We start from the raw sequence: 16154 nt of genomic DNA on the forward strand, positions 1-16154 counted from the left end.
CCCCCCGCCATAACTCACGCCCTTTTTTGCATATCTAAATAATTTGTATTAGATTTATCAAACTCTAAGATATAGCTTTGCAAGACTACTAACAATAATTAAGGTTATTTAAAAGCCTAATAAGAAATGGTTATTATTGTTTGAAATGGTTTATAAAAATAAAAAGTATTTTTTGCGTTTATGGTGTTAATGCTAACGCATTAACTTAAGGGGCTACGGCAAAAAGTAACACCTTTTTGCCTATATGGGGGACTCCCCCATACCCCCCCCACCATAAAGAAATACTAAAGTAATTATGATTAAATAAATATATTTTAAGTTTTTATTAATATAATGGTATCGTTTTAAGTTTCTTACCGCTTGTAATAGGTTAAGGATTTTGAATGGATAAGGTGTTATTAATAATATTAATATTAATAATCCTATCTAGTGAATTACACTAGATAGAAAAATCTTTTTTAAAACAACTTGGCTATATTATAAGTTAGTGCTACTTAATAAGAGCTTAAAACTAGAAATAACTATTACAAGTGGGTGGGTAGCACTAACCACATAAAATACTAAATACTTAAAAATATATTTGTCATAACTTCTTTAGATTGCTTAGTTTGTTGAGTTATATATCGTTTAGTTGTGTTTATATTTGTATGCCCTAAAGTATGCATAACACTTTCAATACTTTGACCTAAATAATTAATACTATAAGTTCCAATTAAGTGCCTTAAATCGTGTATTCTAAACTTGGGTAAATTATAAGTTTTTAAAAACCTTTCCCATAAACGCCTAAAATCACTATAATGTGTTTTTGTTTGTGGGTTTGTAAAAACATAATCATCAAGCTTATAAAAATCGGTGTTATGTAATCTATTTTTTAATCTTTCTGCTAATTCTTCAATTAAATAAAATTTCATTGTTTTTCTAACTTTTGAATGCTCTGAAATTATAGTGTATTCATTATTTTTAAAATCTATATCACGCCATTTAATAAGCCTAATTTCATTAACTCTCCTACCTTGCATAAGAAAAAATAAAAAGTCTGCTAAAGGGTCGTTAAAATCTTTAATACTTCTTATAATTTTCTTTTGAATATCTAAAGAATGATTAAAATAACGCTTATTATCAAATGGCTTGATTTTAACTAATCTGCAAGGATTTTTATTTATTAATTCTAATTGTTCTCCTAGTTTTATAACTTGATTAAGAACGCTTAAAACATTTTTAGCAGTTTTAGGTGCTTTTGTCTGCATTAGCTCATTAATAAAGTTTTGTATTAGGGGGTAATTTATATCCTTACATAGTGTTAAGCCTAATTTATTATTTTTAATATATTTATTATATATAGATATATAACACTTATAAGAATGGTCTGCGATTTGTTCTTTTATTAAAACTAGATACTGATTAAATAAATCTTGAAAAATCATATTATACCCCTTATATGATTTTTGCTATATGGTAAAACACAATAAGAATTATTTTTTTGTTTATGTATAATCTTCTCTTTATTATGATAAAGCTTAGTTATAAATAAGGTTTTTTTAGTATAAAAAAACCTAAAATTATTAATAACTACATCAATAAAAAAAGGTGCTTTTTTAGTGTTAAAATTATATGAAATATAACTAGAACCATATTCAAAGTATTGAATAAACTCATTAAGTTTTATAGGTCTATAAAAGCTTTTTCCAGTATCTGAAAAATATTCATATTCTTTTAAATAATCTTGAAAGTATCCCCCTAGAGTTCTCCATATTTTTAATGGAAAAGATTGGTTATTATTTGTAATAATATTAGAACGAGTAAAACGCCTAACTTTATTTACGATATACCAAGCGTTAATTTTGCTTAATTTACAATTATTTTTTACATCTCTAAAGGTTTTTTGAATATATTTAATAATGTAAGCACTTGAGTTTTTTATACTTATTTGAAAGCCTTGTAATTCTTCATTTTTATTTTGCTCTGTGCCTAAGCCTTTTTTACTTTTATTTTGTGGGGCAGGACAACATTCAATAAATATTTTTTTTAAATACTGAATTAATTCTTTATCATTAGGAATAAACCATAAGCAATGCAAATGCGGAACTCCATTTTTATGTGGTTCAAATACTTTTATATAATCGTGTTTTATATCTTTATATTTATTTAAATACCTATCTCGCATTTTTTTATGTTGGTAATTTAAAACTTTTACTAAATCATTAATACTATAAGAATGCTTTAATGAATATTTATACCTTAAGTCTTTAGGTATTTCGTGATGATTTCTTTCGGCATTAAAGCGACTAAAATCACCATTTAAAAAATCACGATAGCAACCATCAAGAGTAATTGTTAAAAATAAAGGAATGTAATTTCTTAAAACGCCATTAGTATAATTATAATAATCAATTAGATTTTGCATTTCTGAATAATATTTTAAAGAGTGATTTGCACTATATGAAACACTCATTAAATTTTTTTCTTTATTAACTGCAAAAGTTTTTTTATTAATTAAATAAGAATATTTTAAAAATATTTTTTGCTTATGATATTTTTCTAATATTTTTTGATATTCTTTGCAATTTATATTAAAATCTCTATTTTTAGTGTTGAAAAAAGAATAATTATAATTATCTTTGAATTCGTTTTTGATTAAAATATTTGATGAGTTGTTTTTTATTTTTTCTTTAATTAGATTATTTTCGTATAGGTATAATCCATAATTTGACGAGTGAAAAGAACGATAATACATATTATTAAATTCCCTTTTAACATTTATTATCCTTTCTTTTTTAAGATTTTTTTTCATTTATTCCCATTTCCTACTTGAAATGGTTGCGAAAGAGGGATTTGAACCCCCGACCTTCGGGTTATGAGCCCGACGAGCTAACCACTGCTCTATTTCGCGATAAATAAAAGTGGATGGGGTAAAGGGATTCGAACCCCTGAATGACAGGACCAAAACCTGTTGCCTTACCGCTTGGCGATACCCCAATGCAAATTAAAAGCGTGATTATATATCAAAAAAATATATTTGTCAAGTAAAATTTTTAAAAAAATAATTTTTACTTATTTTTTTGTATTTCTAAACATTTATATATTATTTTTACATACACTTAATTAAAATAATTATTAAAAGGAAAAATATGTTTTTTGTTAGTATAGAAGAAGGTATAAAAGAATTAAAAAAGGGAAATATGTTGATAATGCTAGATGCTGAAGATAGGGAGAATGAAGGTGATTTGATTTTTCCAGCAGAATTTAGCACGCCAGAAAAGGTGAATTTTACATTAACACATGCTAGGGGCGTTGTTTGTGTAGCACTAGATAAAAAAATTGCAGAGCATTTTGAATTACCGCTAATGGTTCCTAAAAATACTTCTAATCATGAAACGGCATTTACTATTACGGTAGATATTAAAACGGCAAGTACAGGTGTTAGTTCTAGCGAAAGAGATGCTACTATAAAATTATTTGCAAATAAAAATGCAGTTGCAAGTGATTTTGTAAGACCTGGTCATATTAATCCGTTAATAGCAAAAGATGGCGGTGTATTAGTTAGAACAGGGCATACGGAAGGAACGGTTGATATGTGTAAATTAGCTGGTCTTACTCCTGCTTGTGTAATTTGTGAAATTATGAATCCTGATGGAACAATGGCTAGACGTGATGATTTAATAGAATTTGGCAAAAAGCACAATATAAAATTAGTAACTATTGAAGACTTAATTAAATATAGATTGCAAAATGAAAGCTTAGTATCAAAAATTAGTGAAGAAAAAACCAAATTACTATGTAAAGATGTTAAAAAGATTGTATATAAAGATTTTTTAGGAGATATTCACACTATTTTTGCTTTTGCAGGTAAAAATGAAAAAAGTCTGATTAAGTTTTATAAGAGCTCTAAAGATATTAATATTTTAAATGCTACTAAATTAGAAGAAACTTTAAAATCAATAGATGATTTAAGTAAAGAAGGTGGTATGCTAGTATTTATGGAAGGCTTAAAAAGCGATGATAAAAACTATGGCATAGGAGCACAGATTTTAAAAGATTTAGGCATTAATAAGTTTAAATTTTTAGGCAATCAAGAACAATTTGCAGCCTTAAGTGGCTTTGGCTTAATTATTGAATAATTAAAATATTTAGAATTTGAAATTAAATAATTGATTTCAAATTCTATTTTAAAACTTATTTATTTAAACCCAAAACCTTGCAGTATTCACAATACACACAGCTAACAGAACGCTTAGCACATACTAAAGGTATATTTCTTTTTTTAGCTTGACTTTTTATTTTTTTCATAGTGTTATGATTTAAAAAACTTGTAAGCATAACAACACAGCCAGTATCTTGTGGAATGCTTTGACGATTTACTCTATTTTCATTTCTAGCATCCCAATGAGTGATTGTTTTTGCACCTAAGTCATGTAAAACTGCTTTAATAGGGGTAATCTCATCTGCACCAATAACCAAAACTGACATAAAACTCTCCTTAAAAATAATTTTGAGTATGATACTCAATTAACCTTTAAAGAAACTGATAATTATTATAAATTTATAACAATTATATTAACTTACATTTTTATACAATGGTTTTAGGCTTTCATATGCGATATTTATTTCTTCAAATTTTTCTTTTAACACTCTTTTTACTTCTTCACTTTTTTCCGAGTGAAAATCAGGATGATAAACTTTACTTAACTTAAGATATTTATTCCTTACAACATCAAAACTAGCTCCTACTTCCACTCCCAATGTTTTAAAATGTTCTTCTAAAAGCATACAAACATTTAAAAACCTATTGTCTTTTTTCAGCTCATTTTTAATTTCTTTTTTAAATTGCAAATAAGCCAATTCGCTTAGACTAAAGCTTACGCAGTAATTTAAATGCTCGTTACAAGCACATAGTTTATCTAATAAACTTAAGGTATTTTCATCTTTATAAGTGATAATAAATTTAGTTTTTAATATTTTTATATCGTGCTCTTTAAAATAATTAGAAAGATAAATTATTAAATTTTTTTCAAGATTTGAGAAATTTAAAATTATATCTTTTCTCATAAAATCAAGCTTACAATTTATCATTGCTTTTAGGCTATTTACACTTACTAGATTTAGTTTAAATTTTTTATAATATGCGGTATTTATATTTTGAAGTTGTTCATTATTATATTTTTTATTCAATATTGATAGTAATTTTAAAAAATATCTTCTTTGTGGAATTTCATTTTCAACATAAAATGATATTAATTTGCTTTTCTTTCCGATATTTTGTGAAAAATTTTTATTAATTATTTCTTTCATTTCTTTAAAAAATAAAAAATCTTGAGTATTTATACTAATTGATTCTAAATTCTGTACAACTTGCATTTATAACCTTTATTAAGTTTTTTATAAATAAGCAATTTGTATTCCAAATATAATTGTAGTAATTTTTAAAAGAACTTTTGCAAAAGGAAATAATATTAATTTTCCTTTTGCAATGTAGAATTTAAATAGCGATTAATACATATACTATTGCTGCAATAATTGTTGGTATTGCATTTCTTTTAGCTAGTTCAATTGGATTAACCTTCGCATAAGTAGCACATATAATAGCAGCTCCTGCAATAGGGCTCATACTTCTTCCAAGTCCAGCTACAGCAGTTACAACAGAGCCAAGGTGCATAGGGTCTAGTCCAATATCTGCTGCTTTTATTGTTACAGCTTGATTAAATGCTATTCCGGCAGCATCTCCGCTACCTGTTATTAAGGCTAGGGCAAAAGTTCCAACAGAACCTATGAAAGTTGCAATATTTGGGTTTGATTTCATAAAATCAATTAATTGTTGAACAAATCCCATAGCTTCAAGCCCTGCAACGAATATCCCCGCACAAATAATGATTCCATATACATGTGAAAATCCTTCACCCATACCAGCACAAAATTTCTTCATAACTTCACCGGCTTTTACATCTTTAAAGCAAGTAATAAATGCTAATAATGAGCCAATAATCATTGCATGACCAATGCCAACTTTTGGAACTTTAAGTGCAAAAGTAGCTTCATACCATTCTTTAAAATGCGAATTGCTAAGAACTAAAAGTATAGCAACAGGAACAATTGGAACAATAGCTTTTATAGGATTGATTTTGAAATCTTTATCATCATTGCTTTCATCTTCAAGAACATAACCTTTATATTCTTTTAAAAGTAAGCCAACAATCATCAATCCAAAAGCACAAATTACAGCACTTACTCCAAAATAAAACGCTTCATAATGAATTACTTCCATTACATTTACTTTACTAACTTCAGCGACTATATTTGTCTGATGATAACCAGGGTTTAGATTTGCGCTTCCATAAGTTCCTAATAAAACGGTTGAAGCAGCAAGTGCAGGATGAACCCCCATTCTCATAAGTAGCGGGATAATAACCGCACCAACAGCAGCAGAGCAACCAGCAGCAGAAGTTACTGAAATATTAATAAATGCAGTGATTAATACAGCTCCAGGAACTAGAAAAATACCTGCATATTTTAATACTTTTGACAAAGCATGAACTAAATGCTTATCGCAAGTTGTAAGCTTTAAAACATAAGCAAAACCCATAGCAGCAACTATTGGTTCAATAATGTTTGCCTTTTTTATCGCTTTAGTAAAAGCTTCTAGTGCGTCCATTGGAGCACCTGCAATAATACATAAAACAACACCACTTGTAAATAGAACCATTCTTGATTCGTGGCGTTTAATTAAAAGTGTAATAGTAACAATTACTACTATTAACGCTAGTGCAATTTTAAGAATTGCAAAACTTTCCATATTTTCTCCTTAAATTAAGTAATAAAAATTAAAATTAATTTTCATTTATTCTAACTGAAAGTTGTTAATTTGATATAAATTATAAAAATGATAAAGCAATAATTAAAATATATTTAATATAAATATTAAATACTATTAAAATAATTATTGTAATTGCTCTTCTATAATTTTTTTATATTTTAATAATTCTGTTGTTATTAAATCCTTTTTTTCATCATTTATATGAAATTTCAAGATAGTAACACTAATTGCAGCAAATATTTGTTGGTTTTTATAAATAGGCACAGCAAAACAAGAAAAATCATCATCATATTCCCCGTATTCATAAGAATAACCTAGATTTTTACAATACTGAATATTGTCGTATAAATCATTTATATTATTGATTGTTCTTGCAGTATTTTGCTCTAGAATTTGTTTTTTGAAAATACTTTTTAATTCATTTAAATTCTTATCAAATAACAATGCTTTACCAAGAGCAGTTGCGTTAGCATTGGCTACATCTCCAGCTTTTGTCTTTAGAATAATTTTTTCATTACCTTCACTTTTATGTAAGTAAATTACTTTTTTACCATTTAAAATCCCTAATTGCACGGCTAATCTTATTTTTTTAGCTAGCTCATCCATATAATAAATTATAATTTTTGTAGATTTCCTTTGTTCTAGTTCTGGATTTAGACAAAAAGATAATTTATAATTTTTATTATCAAAACTTAAATAATCTAATTCACAAAGTGTTTTTAAAATAGGATGAAGAGTTCCCACACTGATTTTACATTCTTTTGAAATTTGTGTTATGTTAAGACCTTCATCACAATTTTTTAAAGTCTCTAAAATTTTAATAACCCTTAAAGTTGGTTGATGTAAAGTATCCAAGATTTTTCCTATTTATGTAAGATATTTTAATATATTAGATATTTCTTAATTATCTCTTAAAATTACAAGTTTTTTAGCTTAGTATTATTATTTAGTTTTTAAAAGAATTTAAACTAATAATATACATTATTGTTTAAATAGGAATATGTTATATTCCTATTTAAAATGGTCTTATAATCATTGCAGTAATTATACCTATCATTATTATAGTAGGCACTTCGTTATAAGCTCTAAAAAATTTACCACTTTTTTTACAAGTATCGTTTTTTAGTTGTTTAAGGTATCTTAAGCAATCAAAATGATAAATCAGTAGTAGAACAACACACAATAATTTAAGATGAAAATAACCAAGTTTCATCAAGGTTGAATTAGCACTAATCATTAAAATTCCAGTAAGTAGTGTGATTATCATAGAAGGTTGTCCTATGAAATAAAACAATTTATCTTCTTGAATTTTTACAACTTCAACAAATTCTTTTTTATGTGAATGTTCTTGATGATATACATAAAGGCGTGGCAAATAAAACAAAGTCGCCATCCAAGAAATAAACGCTAAGTAATGAAGCCATTTTATCCAATCATAATTGTTAGCTAGAAATTCCATTTTTCTTCCTTTTCTTAAAAATTTCTTTTAAAATTATTATAATAACGCCAAGGTTAATACACACATCAGCAATATTAAAAACAGCGAAGTTAAACCAATAATGCCAAGCTATAAAATCAATAACTCCAGGATATAAAAACCTATCATAAATATTGCTTATGCCCCCAGCTAATATGAATGATAGGGCATAATAATTATCGTTTAGGAATTTTTTTTCTTTAACTAAAAGTATTCCAGCAATTATAAGCAACATTATTTGAATATATTTTAGATATTCTTGTAAAAAACTTAGCATTGAAAAAGCAACCCCATCATTAAAAACTAAATAAAAACTAATAGGGGTAAAATGCCATTCATAACCTGCTAAAAATATATTTTTACTAAGTCTATCTAAGATTATTACAATGGCTATTATAAGACTTGAGATGATAATTTTTTTTCTCATACTAGCACACTTTGAAAGTATTTTATACATTCATTTTCCATATTTTTTAAGGTTTTTTCATTTTCACATTCAAGTAATATTCTCATTAAATTTTCAGTTCCTGAATATCTAAATAAATAATTCACATTATTTTTATTTAATTTTTCATATAAGTTATCTATGCCTTCTAATTTATCTAAAGGTTTTTTTTCTGTGATTTTTAGGTTTGTTAGGCTTTGTGGAAATAATTTAATTTCGCTAAAAATCTCGCTAGCTTTTTTATTTAATAATAATTTTGCTACTTGAAGTGCTGCTACTACACCATCTCCAGTTTTTGCGTAATCGCTAAAAATTATATGTCCGCTTTGCTCTCCACCAAAATTATAATTTTTATCTTGCATTGCGTGTAGAATATATTTATCTCCAACATCGGTTGTAACATAAGAAATATCGTGTTTTTTAAGATAATTTAAAAATCCCATATTGCTCATTTTGCTAATTGCAACACCGCTTAAATTATTATTATCTTTTAAAGCTTTTGCTAAAACCCCTAATAAAATATCTCCATTAATGATTTCTCCGTTTTCATCAACCACAACCAATCTATCAGCATCTCCATCAAAAGCAAACCCAACATCAGCTCTTAATCTTTTTACTTCTTTAGCTAACATATTTGGATGAAGTGCTCCACAATTATCATTAATATTTATTCCATTTGGCTCACAAGCTAATGTTATAACATCAGCTCCTAATTCAGAAAAGACAGCAGGTGCAACCTTATAAGCAGCTCCATTTGCACAATCTAACACAATTCTAAGGTTTTTTAAGGTTGTATCTTTTGGAAAAGAATTTTTAATATGAACTATATATCTACCTATTACATCATCAATTCTTTTTGCAGAGCCGATTTTATCCTTTATTACAAGATGTGAATTAATTAAATTATCATCATTAAATATTTTATCTATTTCAAGTTCTTCGCTTTCGCTTAATTTAAATCCATTAGCATCAAATACTTTAATACCATTATCATAATAAGGATTATGAGAAGCACTTATCATAATAGCAAAATCACATCTTAAATCTTGACTTAAAAAAGCAACAGCAGGTGTAGGCATAGGGCCAATTTGCAATACATTAAAACCTACTGCATTAAGACCACTAACGATTGCATTTTCTATCATATAACCACTTCTTCTAGTATCTTTTCCAACTATTACTTTTTTTGTTAATGCTTTATTTTTAAAAAAAATTCCAATAGCCATAGCAGCTTTAAGAGCTTTAAAAGCACTTAAATCATTACCTGCAAAACCTCTAATTCCATCTGTTCCAAATATCATTTTTTTGCCTTTCAGTATGATTTTAATTTTGAATTAAGATTATTTTAACAAAACTTTACTAAAATCAGTCTTTTAAAAATTTTTACGAAGGAATTTTTTATGGCAAATCATAAATCATCAGAAAAAAGAGCTAGACAAACAATTAAAAAAACTATTAGAAACAGATTCTATAGAACAAGACTTAAAAACATTACTCGTGCAGTTCGTGAAGCAGCAGCAGCTAATGATAATGAAGCGGCAGCAGCAGCTTTAAAAGTAGCTAATAAAAAAATTCACGAAATGGTAAGCCGTGGTTTTATTAAAAAACAAACAGCTTCAAGAAAAGTAAGTCGTTTAGCACTTTTAGTAAATAAAATTGGTGCATAATTTTTAATGCTAGCAAGCAAACTTGAACCTTTCTTAAAACGCTATGAAGAAATTCAAGCGTTTTTAAGTAATATTGAAAATACTACAGATTTAGCAAAAGTTACAGCCTTATCAAAAGAACAAAAAAGTTTAGAAGATATAGTTGAGGTTGCTAAAAAATATTTAAATACGCTAGATTCAATTGAAGAAAATAAAACTTTATTGCAAGATTCTGATTTAGGTGATTTAGCTAAAGAAGAATTAAAAGAATTAGAAGAATTAAAACCTAAATTGGAAGAAGAAATAAAAATACTTTTATTACCAAAAGACCCAAATGATGATAAGAATATTTTCTTAGAAATTAGAGCTGGAACTGGTGGAGATGAAGCTGCTTTATTTGTCGGAGATTTATTTAAAGCTTATGCAAGATATGCTGAAGATAAAAATTATAAAATAGAAGTAGTTAGTCAAAGTGAAGGCAGTGCAGGTGGATTTAAGGAGATTATTTTATTAATTAAAGGTGATAAAGCTTATTCAAGATTAAAATACGAAGGTGGCACACACAGAGTTCAAAGAGTTCCTGCTACAGAATCTCAAGGCAGAGTTCATACAAGTGCTATAACCGTTGCAGTTATGCCTGAAGTAGAAGATAGTGATATTGAAATAAATCCAAATGATTTAAAAATTGATGTAATGAGAAGTAGTGGTCATGGTGGTCAGAGTGTAAATACTACTGATTCTGCAGTTAGAATTACGCATATTCCAACAGGTTTAGTTGTTGTTAATCAAGATGGTAAAAGTCAGCATAAAAATAAAGAAAGTGCTTTAAAAGTTTTAAAAGCAAGACTTTATGAAATGCAAGAGCAAGAAAGATTAGCAAAAGAGCGAGAGAGTAGAAAATCTCAAGTTGGAAGTGGAGATAGAAGTGAAAGAATTAGAACTTATAATTATCCACAAAATAGAATAAGTGATCACAGAATAAATCTTACTTTACATAGATTAGACATAATTATGCAAGATGGTTTATTAGATGAAATCATTGAACCACTAATAGCTCACTATCAATCAGAGGCTTTAAACGAAGCTAATTTATGAAAAAAATAATTTTAAGCATACTTGTTGTTGTATTAACAACTAGTGTGTTTTTGTATGATAATTATCAAAAAGAACAAAGAAATATAATCAAGCAAAAACAAGAAATAGATTATCTAGTAAAATTACTTGAAAAATTATATATAGCAGCTAAGGTGGAATGTTCAAGTTATACTGAATGTTTTATAGAAAATGGAGTTTTTAAATATTTTAAATTCTCTAATATTTATATTAAAAACAGAGTTGCATTTTATAATTTTTTACAATTACTTGAAAAGGATTTTAAAGATTTAAAATACTCTTTTATAGAAAAGAATAATTTAGAATATTATTTTGATAAAAATAAATATTATTTTGATGATACTAGCTTGTTTAATATGAGTTCAGAATTTGAATTTAATGTTGATAATCTGAAGTTTAATGACAATGTAAAAGATGATTTAGCATTTTTATCTTGGTATTTAAATAAAACTGCTTATAAATCTATTCTTGATATGTTAAATGATATTAGTATAGATTTTAGAGTAAAATATAGTGTTGTAAATAACGCAATTGATTATTCTAAAATAGCGACTAATTTACAAATCAATCTTTCAAATACAAGTAAAATTAGTTTTAAAATAAGAAATAAAAAAATTGAGTTTAAGATTGAAAATTTTGATTTAATTAAAATTATTTTTATAGAATTTAAAGAAATCATAAAACCATTTTTAAAAAATAATGAAAATATTATATTTTTTGAAAGTTTATTTACTCATTATGATGAAATAATTAACCCTAAAATTAAATCAGTAACTTTTTTGATTGACAATATTTACAATACTAAAAATGTCCTATTTTCTAGCACTTACAAACTTGAATCAAATTAACATTTATTTATAAGCTTTGAGTAAAATTGAAACACAAATTCTATAAAAAAGGAAAAAATTATGGCAAAAGTTATGAAAACAATGGATGGTAACGAAGCCGCTGCATATGCTGCCTATGCGTTCACAGAAGTCGCAGGAATTTATCCTATTACTCCAAGTTCACCTATGGCTGATTATACAGATATTTGGGCTTCTCAAGGAAAGAAAAATATTTTTGGAATGCCTGTAAAAATTGTTGAAATGCAAAGTGAAGCAGGTGCTGCTGGTAGCGTTCATGGTTCGTTACAAGCTGGTGCATTAACTACAACTTATACAGCTTCTCAAGGTTTATTACTTAAAATCCCAAATATGTATAAAATCGCAGGTCAAATGCTTCCTGGTGTTATACATGTTGCTGCTCGTGCAATTGCTGCTCAAGCTTTATCAATTTTTGGTGATCATCAAGATATTTACGCAGCTCGTCAAACAGGTTTTGCAATGCTATGTTCAAATAGCGTTCAACAAGCTATGGATTTAGCTGGTGTTGCTCATCTTAGTGCTATTAAAGGAAGAGTTCCATTTATGCATTTCTTTGATGGATTTAGAACATCTCATGAAATTCAAAAAATTGAAGTAATGGACTATGAAGTATTTAAAAGATTAATTGATATGGATGCAGTTCAAGCATTCCGTGATACCTGTTTAAATCCTGAACATCCAAAAACTCGTGGAACTGCACAAAACGATGATATATATTTTCAAACTCGTGAGTTAGCTAATAAATTTTATGATGCTTTACCTGATGTAGTAGCTGATTATATGAAAGAGATTTCAAAAGTTACAGGTAGAACTTATAAACCATTTGTATATTATGGTGCTGCTGATGCTACTCGTGTAATTGTTGCTATGGGTAGTGTAAATGAAGCTTTAACTGAAGTGGTTGATTATCTAAACAAAAAAGGCGAAAAAGTTGGTGTTATGATGGTTCATTTATATAGACCATTTAGCTTAAAATATTTCTTTGAAGAAATGCCAAAATCAGTTAAAAAGATTGCAGTTTTAGACAGAACAAAAGAACCAGGTAGTATAGGCGAGCCTTTATATCTTGATATAAAAGCTGCATATTATGATAAAGAAAATGCGCCTTTAATTGTAGGTGGTAGATATGGTCTTAGTTCAAAAGATGTTGACCCTGCACAATTACTTGCAGTATACGAGAATTTAAATCAAGAAAAACCAAAAAATAATTTTACAATTGGAATTAATGATGATGTAACTCATCTTTCATTACCACTAGGCAAAAAGATTTCATTAGGAGATGAAAGCACAACTGAATGTTTATTCTACGGACTTGGTGCTGATGGAACAGTAGGTGCAAATAAAAACTCAATTAAAATTATTGGAGATAAAACTGATTTATATGCACAAGCATATTTTGCTTATGATAGTAAAAAATCAGGTGGATATACAAGAAGCCATTTAAGATTTTCTAAAAAGCCAATAACTTCAACTTATTTAGTAAGTACCCCACATTTTATTGCTTGTAGTGTTGCTGCATATTTAGACATTTATGATGTTTTAGCAGGTATTAGAGAAAACGGAACTTTCTTATTAAACTCAATTTGGGACGAACAAACTACAATTGAAAAAATTCCTAATAAAGTTAAAAAAGTTCTAGCTGAAAAAAATGTGAATTTTTATATCATAAATGCTACAAAACTTGCTCGTGATATAGGACTAGGTAATAGAACAAATACAATTATGCAAAGTGCATTCTTTAAATTAGCAAAAATTATTGATTATGAAGATGCTCAAAAATATATGAAAGAATTTGCATATAAAAGCTATGTTAAAAAGGGCGAAGCAGTAGTTGAGATGAACTATAAAGCTATTGATATTGGAGCACAAGGTTTAGTAAAAGTTACTGTTGATCCAGCTTGGGCTAATTTAGTAATAGATGAGAAAAAAGCTGATGATAAATACATAGGAACTGCTTTTGTTGAAAATATAGTTAAACCTATGAACGCTGCAAAAGGTGATGATTTACCAGTGTCAGCATTTATTGGATATGAAGATGGTAGTTTTGAGCATGGAACTACACAATATGAAAAGCGTGGTGTTGGTGTTATGGTTCCTAAATGGATTGAAGCAAATTGTATTCAATGTAACCAATGTGCATCAGTTTGCCCACATGCAGTAATACGCCCATTCTTAATTAATGATGAAGAAATGGCAAATGCTCCAGCAGGCGTGAAAGAGCATTCAATTGATGCTAAAGGTGTAAAAGGCGAAAGTCTTAAATTTAAAATTCAAGTTTCAACATTAGATTGTACAGGTTGTGAGTTATGTGTAACTGAATGTCCAAGTAAAGAAAAATCACTTGTTATGGTTCCACTTGAAGAAGAGCTAGAAAAAGGCGAACAAGATAATGCTGATTACTTATTCCATAAAGTTACTTATAAAGATAATTTTATAGCAAAAGATACTACAAAAGGTGCTCAATTTGCACAACCATTATTTGAATTCCACGGAGCATGTCCAGGTTGTGGTGAAACTCCATATATTACATTAGTTACTAGAATGTTTGGTGAGAGAATGATGATTGCTAACGCAACAGGTTGTAGCTCAATTTATGGTGGTTCAGCACCTTCTACTCCATATCGCAAAAATGATAAAGGTTTTGGACCTGCTTGGGGCAACTCATTATTTGAAGATAATGCTGAGTTTGGTATGGGTATGAGAGTTGCTACCGAGACAATTCGCCATAGAATTGAAGATATTATGATTAATACGAAAGATAAAGCTCCAAATGCAATTGCAGCTCTTTATGGCGAATGGTTGGCTAATAAGAAAAATGCTGATATAACAGCAGATGTTAGAGATAGACTAATTCCATTATTAGAACAACACGCAGAGCTTGAAGGCGCTAAAGAAATTTTAGGTCTAAAAAGCTATGTAGCTAAAAAATCTCAATGGATTTTTGGTGGTGATGGCTGGGCTTATGATATTGGTTATGGTGGGCTTGACCATGTTTTAGCTAGTGGAGAAGATGTGAATGTATTGGTAATGGATACTGAAGTTTATTCAAATACAGGCGGACAAGCTTCAAAATCAACTAGAACAGGTGCAGTAGCACAATTTGCTGCAAGTGGTAAGCCAAGTCAGAAAAAAGACTTAGGACAAATTGCTATGACTTATGGAAATATTTTCGTAGCTCAAGTAAATTCAAATGCAAATTATGCTCATTTTATTAAAGCACTAATCGCAGCAGAAGCTTACGATGGACCAAGCTTAATTATTTGCTATAGCCCTTGTATAGCTCACGGAATTAAAGGTGGAATGGGTGCTAGTGGTGATCACGCAGAAATCGCAACTAAGTGTGGTTATTGGCCAATTTACACATTTGATCCAAGATTAGAAGCAGAGGGTAAAAATCCATTAAAAATTGCTTCAAAAGAACCTGATTGGAATTTATATGAAGAGTTCTTAATGGCAGAAGTTCGTTATAACTCACTAAAAAAAGGAAATCCAAAAGAAGCAGCAGAACTATATGCTCGCAACAAAGCAGATGCGCAAAGACGCTATAGACAATTAAAGCGTTTAGCAGCAGCTGATTATAGCGTTTCTGAATAATCTCAAGCCCTTTTTAGGGCTTGATTATTTTATTACTCAAATAGAATTTAAAACATTAATATAATTTTTTAATAACTAGTGAATTATTAATCATATTAATCTTTTTATGAAGAAATAAGAAACATTATTGACGCTTATAAAAGCATTAAAACACTTTCATAGTTTTATACTCAAAAATTAAAATTATTTTTTAAGAATATATAAA

The 16154-nt window shown here is 28.0% G+C and carries 14 protein-coding genes and 2 tRNA genes; 5 read left to right on the plus strand and 11 right to left on the minus strand.

Going from position 1 to position 16154, the window contains the following annotated elements:
- Positions 1–560 precede the first annotated feature (560 nt).
- The 4 genes from AVBRAN9331_RS03165 to AVBRAN9331_RS03180 form a co-directional block, all read right to left on the minus strand.
- A complete protein-coding gene (locus tag AVBRAN9331_RS03165) occupies positions 561–1424 on the minus strand; it encodes a tyrosine-type recombinase/integrase (RefSeq protein WP_336612378.1) in 864 nt (287 codons plus the stop codon).
- Positions 1421–2791: a rolling circle replication-associated protein gene (locus tag AVBRAN9331_RS03170; RefSeq protein ID WP_336612379.1), complete on the minus strand. Its 1371-nt coding sequence runs from the start codon at positions 2789–2791 to the stop codon at positions 1421–1423. Before AVBRAN9331_RS03170 ends, AVBRAN9331_RS03165 begins: the two co-directional genes overlap by 4 nt.
- 23 nt (positions 2792–2814) lie before the next feature.
- A tRNA-Met gene (locus AVBRAN9331_RS03175) sits at positions 2815–2890 on the minus strand.
- Positions 2891–2901: 11 nt separating this feature from the next.
- A tRNA-Gln gene (locus AVBRAN9331_RS03180) sits at positions 2902–2976 on the minus strand.
- Between the two features lie 152 nt (positions 2977–3128).
- On the opposite strand from AVBRAN9331_RS03180, the gene AVBRAN9331_RS03185 reads away from it, so the two are divergent.
- Entirely contained in the window at positions 3129–4118 is a 990-nt protein-coding gene (locus tag AVBRAN9331_RS03185; RefSeq protein WP_336612380.1) for a bifunctional 3,4-dihydroxy-2-butanone 4-phosphate synthase/GTP cyclohydrolase II, read from the plus strand.
- A 55-nt stretch (positions 4119–4173) separates the two neighbouring features.
- Here AVBRAN9331_RS03185 and AVBRAN9331_RS03190 read toward each other — a convergent pair whose 3' ends face one another.
- The 7 genes from AVBRAN9331_RS03190 to glmM all read right to left on the minus strand — a co-directional run bounded on the left by AVBRAN9331_RS03190 (position 4174) and on the right by glmM (position 10031).
- Complete coding sequence (locus AVBRAN9331_RS03190; RefSeq protein WP_214117178.1) at positions 4174–4467, minus strand: DUF2325 domain-containing protein; 294 nt, start codon at positions 4465–4467, stop codon at positions 4174–4176.
- An 87-nt stretch (positions 4468–4554) separates the two neighbouring features.
- Positions 4555–5355 (minus strand): adenylosuccinate lyase, encoded by an 801-nt coding sequence (locus tag AVBRAN9331_RS03195; protein ID WP_336612381.1) that lies wholly within the window; start codon positions 5353–5355, stop codon positions 4555–4557.
- 121 nt (positions 5356–5476) lie between these two features.
- Positions 5477–6787 carry a C4-dicarboxylate transporter DcuC gene (dcuC, locus tag AVBRAN9331_RS03200; RefSeq protein ID WP_214117164.1) on the minus strand — a complete coding sequence of 437 codons (1311 nt, stop codon included), beginning with the start codon at positions 6785–6787 and terminating at the stop codon, positions 5477–5479.
- 144 nt (positions 6788–6931) lie between these two features.
- Positions 6932–7663, minus strand: a complete 732-nt coding sequence (locus tag AVBRAN9331_RS03205; RefSeq protein ID WP_214117161.1) for an IclR family transcriptional regulator — start codon at positions 7661–7663, stop codon at positions 6932–6934.
- Positions 7664–7823: 160 nt separating this feature from the next.
- Positions 7824–8267: a protoporphyrinogen oxidase HemJ gene (hemJ, locus tag AVBRAN9331_RS03210; RefSeq protein WP_214117160.1), complete on the minus strand. Its 444-nt coding sequence runs from the start codon at positions 8265–8267 to the stop codon at positions 7824–7826.
- Positions 8251–8712 carry a signal peptidase II gene (gene lspA, locus AVBRAN9331_RS03215; RefSeq protein WP_214150231.1) on the minus strand — a complete coding sequence of 154 codons (462 nt, stop codon included), beginning with the start codon at positions 8710–8712 and terminating at the stop codon, positions 8251–8253. The genes hemJ and lspA overlap by 17 nt, the downstream gene beginning before the upstream one ends.
- Complete coding sequence (glmM, locus tag AVBRAN9331_RS03220) at positions 8709–10031, minus strand: phosphoglucosamine mutase (protein WP_336612382.1); 1323 nt, start codon at positions 10029–10031, stop codon at positions 8709–8711. The genes lspA and glmM overlap by 4 nt, the downstream gene beginning before the upstream one ends.
- Before the next feature lie 99 nt (positions 10032–10130).
- Between glmM and rpsT the strand changes: the two genes are divergently transcribed.
- The 4 genes from rpsT to nifJ are packed head-to-tail and all read left to right on the plus strand — an operon-like array spanning position 10131 to position 15949.
- Entirely contained in the window at positions 10131–10397 is a 267-nt protein-coding gene (gene rpsT, locus AVBRAN9331_RS03225) for a 30S ribosomal protein S20 (protein WP_214117154.1), read from the plus strand.
- 6 nt (positions 10398–10403) lie between these two features.
- Complete coding sequence (gene prfA / locus AVBRAN9331_RS03230; RefSeq protein WP_336612383.1) at positions 10404–11471, plus strand: peptide chain release factor 1; 1068 nt, start codon at positions 10404–10406, stop codon at positions 11469–11471.
- On the plus strand, positions 11468–12337 hold the full coding sequence (locus tag AVBRAN9331_RS03235; protein WP_336612384.1) for a hypothetical protein: 870 nt from the start codon (positions 11468–11470) through the stop codon (positions 12335–12337). Before prfA ends, AVBRAN9331_RS03235 begins: the two co-directional genes overlap by 4 nt.
- Before the next feature lie 60 nt (positions 12338–12397).
- Positions 12398–15949, plus strand: coding sequence for a pyruvate:ferredoxin (flavodoxin) oxidoreductase (nifJ, locus tag AVBRAN9331_RS03240; protein WP_214119808.1), 3552 nt, complete (start codon positions 12398–12400; stop codon positions 15947–15949).
- Positions 15950–16154 lie beyond the last annotated feature (205 nt).

Source organism: Campylobacter sp. RM9331 (assembly GCF_020137685.1).
In the GTDB taxonomy this organism is placed as follows: domain Bacteria; phylum Campylobacterota; class Campylobacteria; order Campylobacterales; family Campylobacteraceae; genus Campylobacter_E.

Excerpts from the sequence above, each read along its gene's own strand:
- AVBRAN9331_RS03165 (WP_336612378.1), bottom strand. The coding sequence starts at position 1,424 with ATGATTTTTCAAGATTTATTTAATCAGTATCTAGTTTTAATAAAAGAA.
- AVBRAN9331_RS03170 (WP_336612379.1), bottom strand. The coding sequence starts at position 2,791 with ATGAAAAAAAATCTTAAAAAAGAAAGGATAATAAATGTTAAAAGGGAA.
- AVBRAN9331_RS03185 (WP_336612380.1), top strand. The coding sequence starts at position 3,129 with ATGTTTTTTGTTAGTATAGAAGAAGGTATAAAAGAATTAAAAAAGGGA.
- AVBRAN9331_RS03190 (WP_214117178.1), bottom strand. The coding sequence starts at position 4,467 with ATGTCAGTTTTGGTTATTGGTGCAGATGAGATTACCCCTATTAAAGCA.
- AVBRAN9331_RS03195 (WP_336612381.1), bottom strand. The coding sequence starts at position 5,355 with ATGCAAGTTGTACAGAATTTAGAATCAATTAGTATAAATACTCAAGAT.
- dcuC (WP_214117164.1), bottom strand. The coding sequence starts at position 6,787 with ATGGAAAGTTTTGCAATTCTTAAAATTGCACTAGCGTTAATAGTAGTA.
- hemJ (WP_214117160.1), bottom strand. The coding sequence starts at position 8,267 with ATGGAATTTCTAGCTAACAATTATGATTGGATAAAATGGCTTCATTAC.
- lspA (WP_214150231.1), bottom strand. The coding sequence starts at position 8,712 with ATGAGAAAAAAAATTATCATCTCAAGTCTTATAATAGCCATTGTAATA.
- glmM (WP_336612382.1), bottom strand. The coding sequence starts at position 10,031 with ATGATATTTGGAACAGATGGAATTAGAGGTTTTGCAGGTAATGATTTA.
- rpsT (WP_214117154.1), top strand. The coding sequence starts at position 10,131 with ATGGCAAATCATAAATCATCAGAAAAAAGAGCTAGACAAACAATTAAA.
- prfA (WP_336612383.1), top strand. The coding sequence starts at position 10,404 with ATGCTAGCAAGCAAACTTGAACCTTTCTTAAAACGCTATGAAGAAATT.
- AVBRAN9331_RS03235 (WP_336612384.1), top strand. The coding sequence starts at position 11,468 with ATGAAAAAAATAATTTTAAGCATACTTGTTGTTGTATTAACAACTAGT.
- nifJ (WP_214119808.1), top strand. The coding sequence starts at position 12,398 with ATGGCAAAAGTTATGAAAACAATGGATGGTAACGAAGCCGCTGCATAT.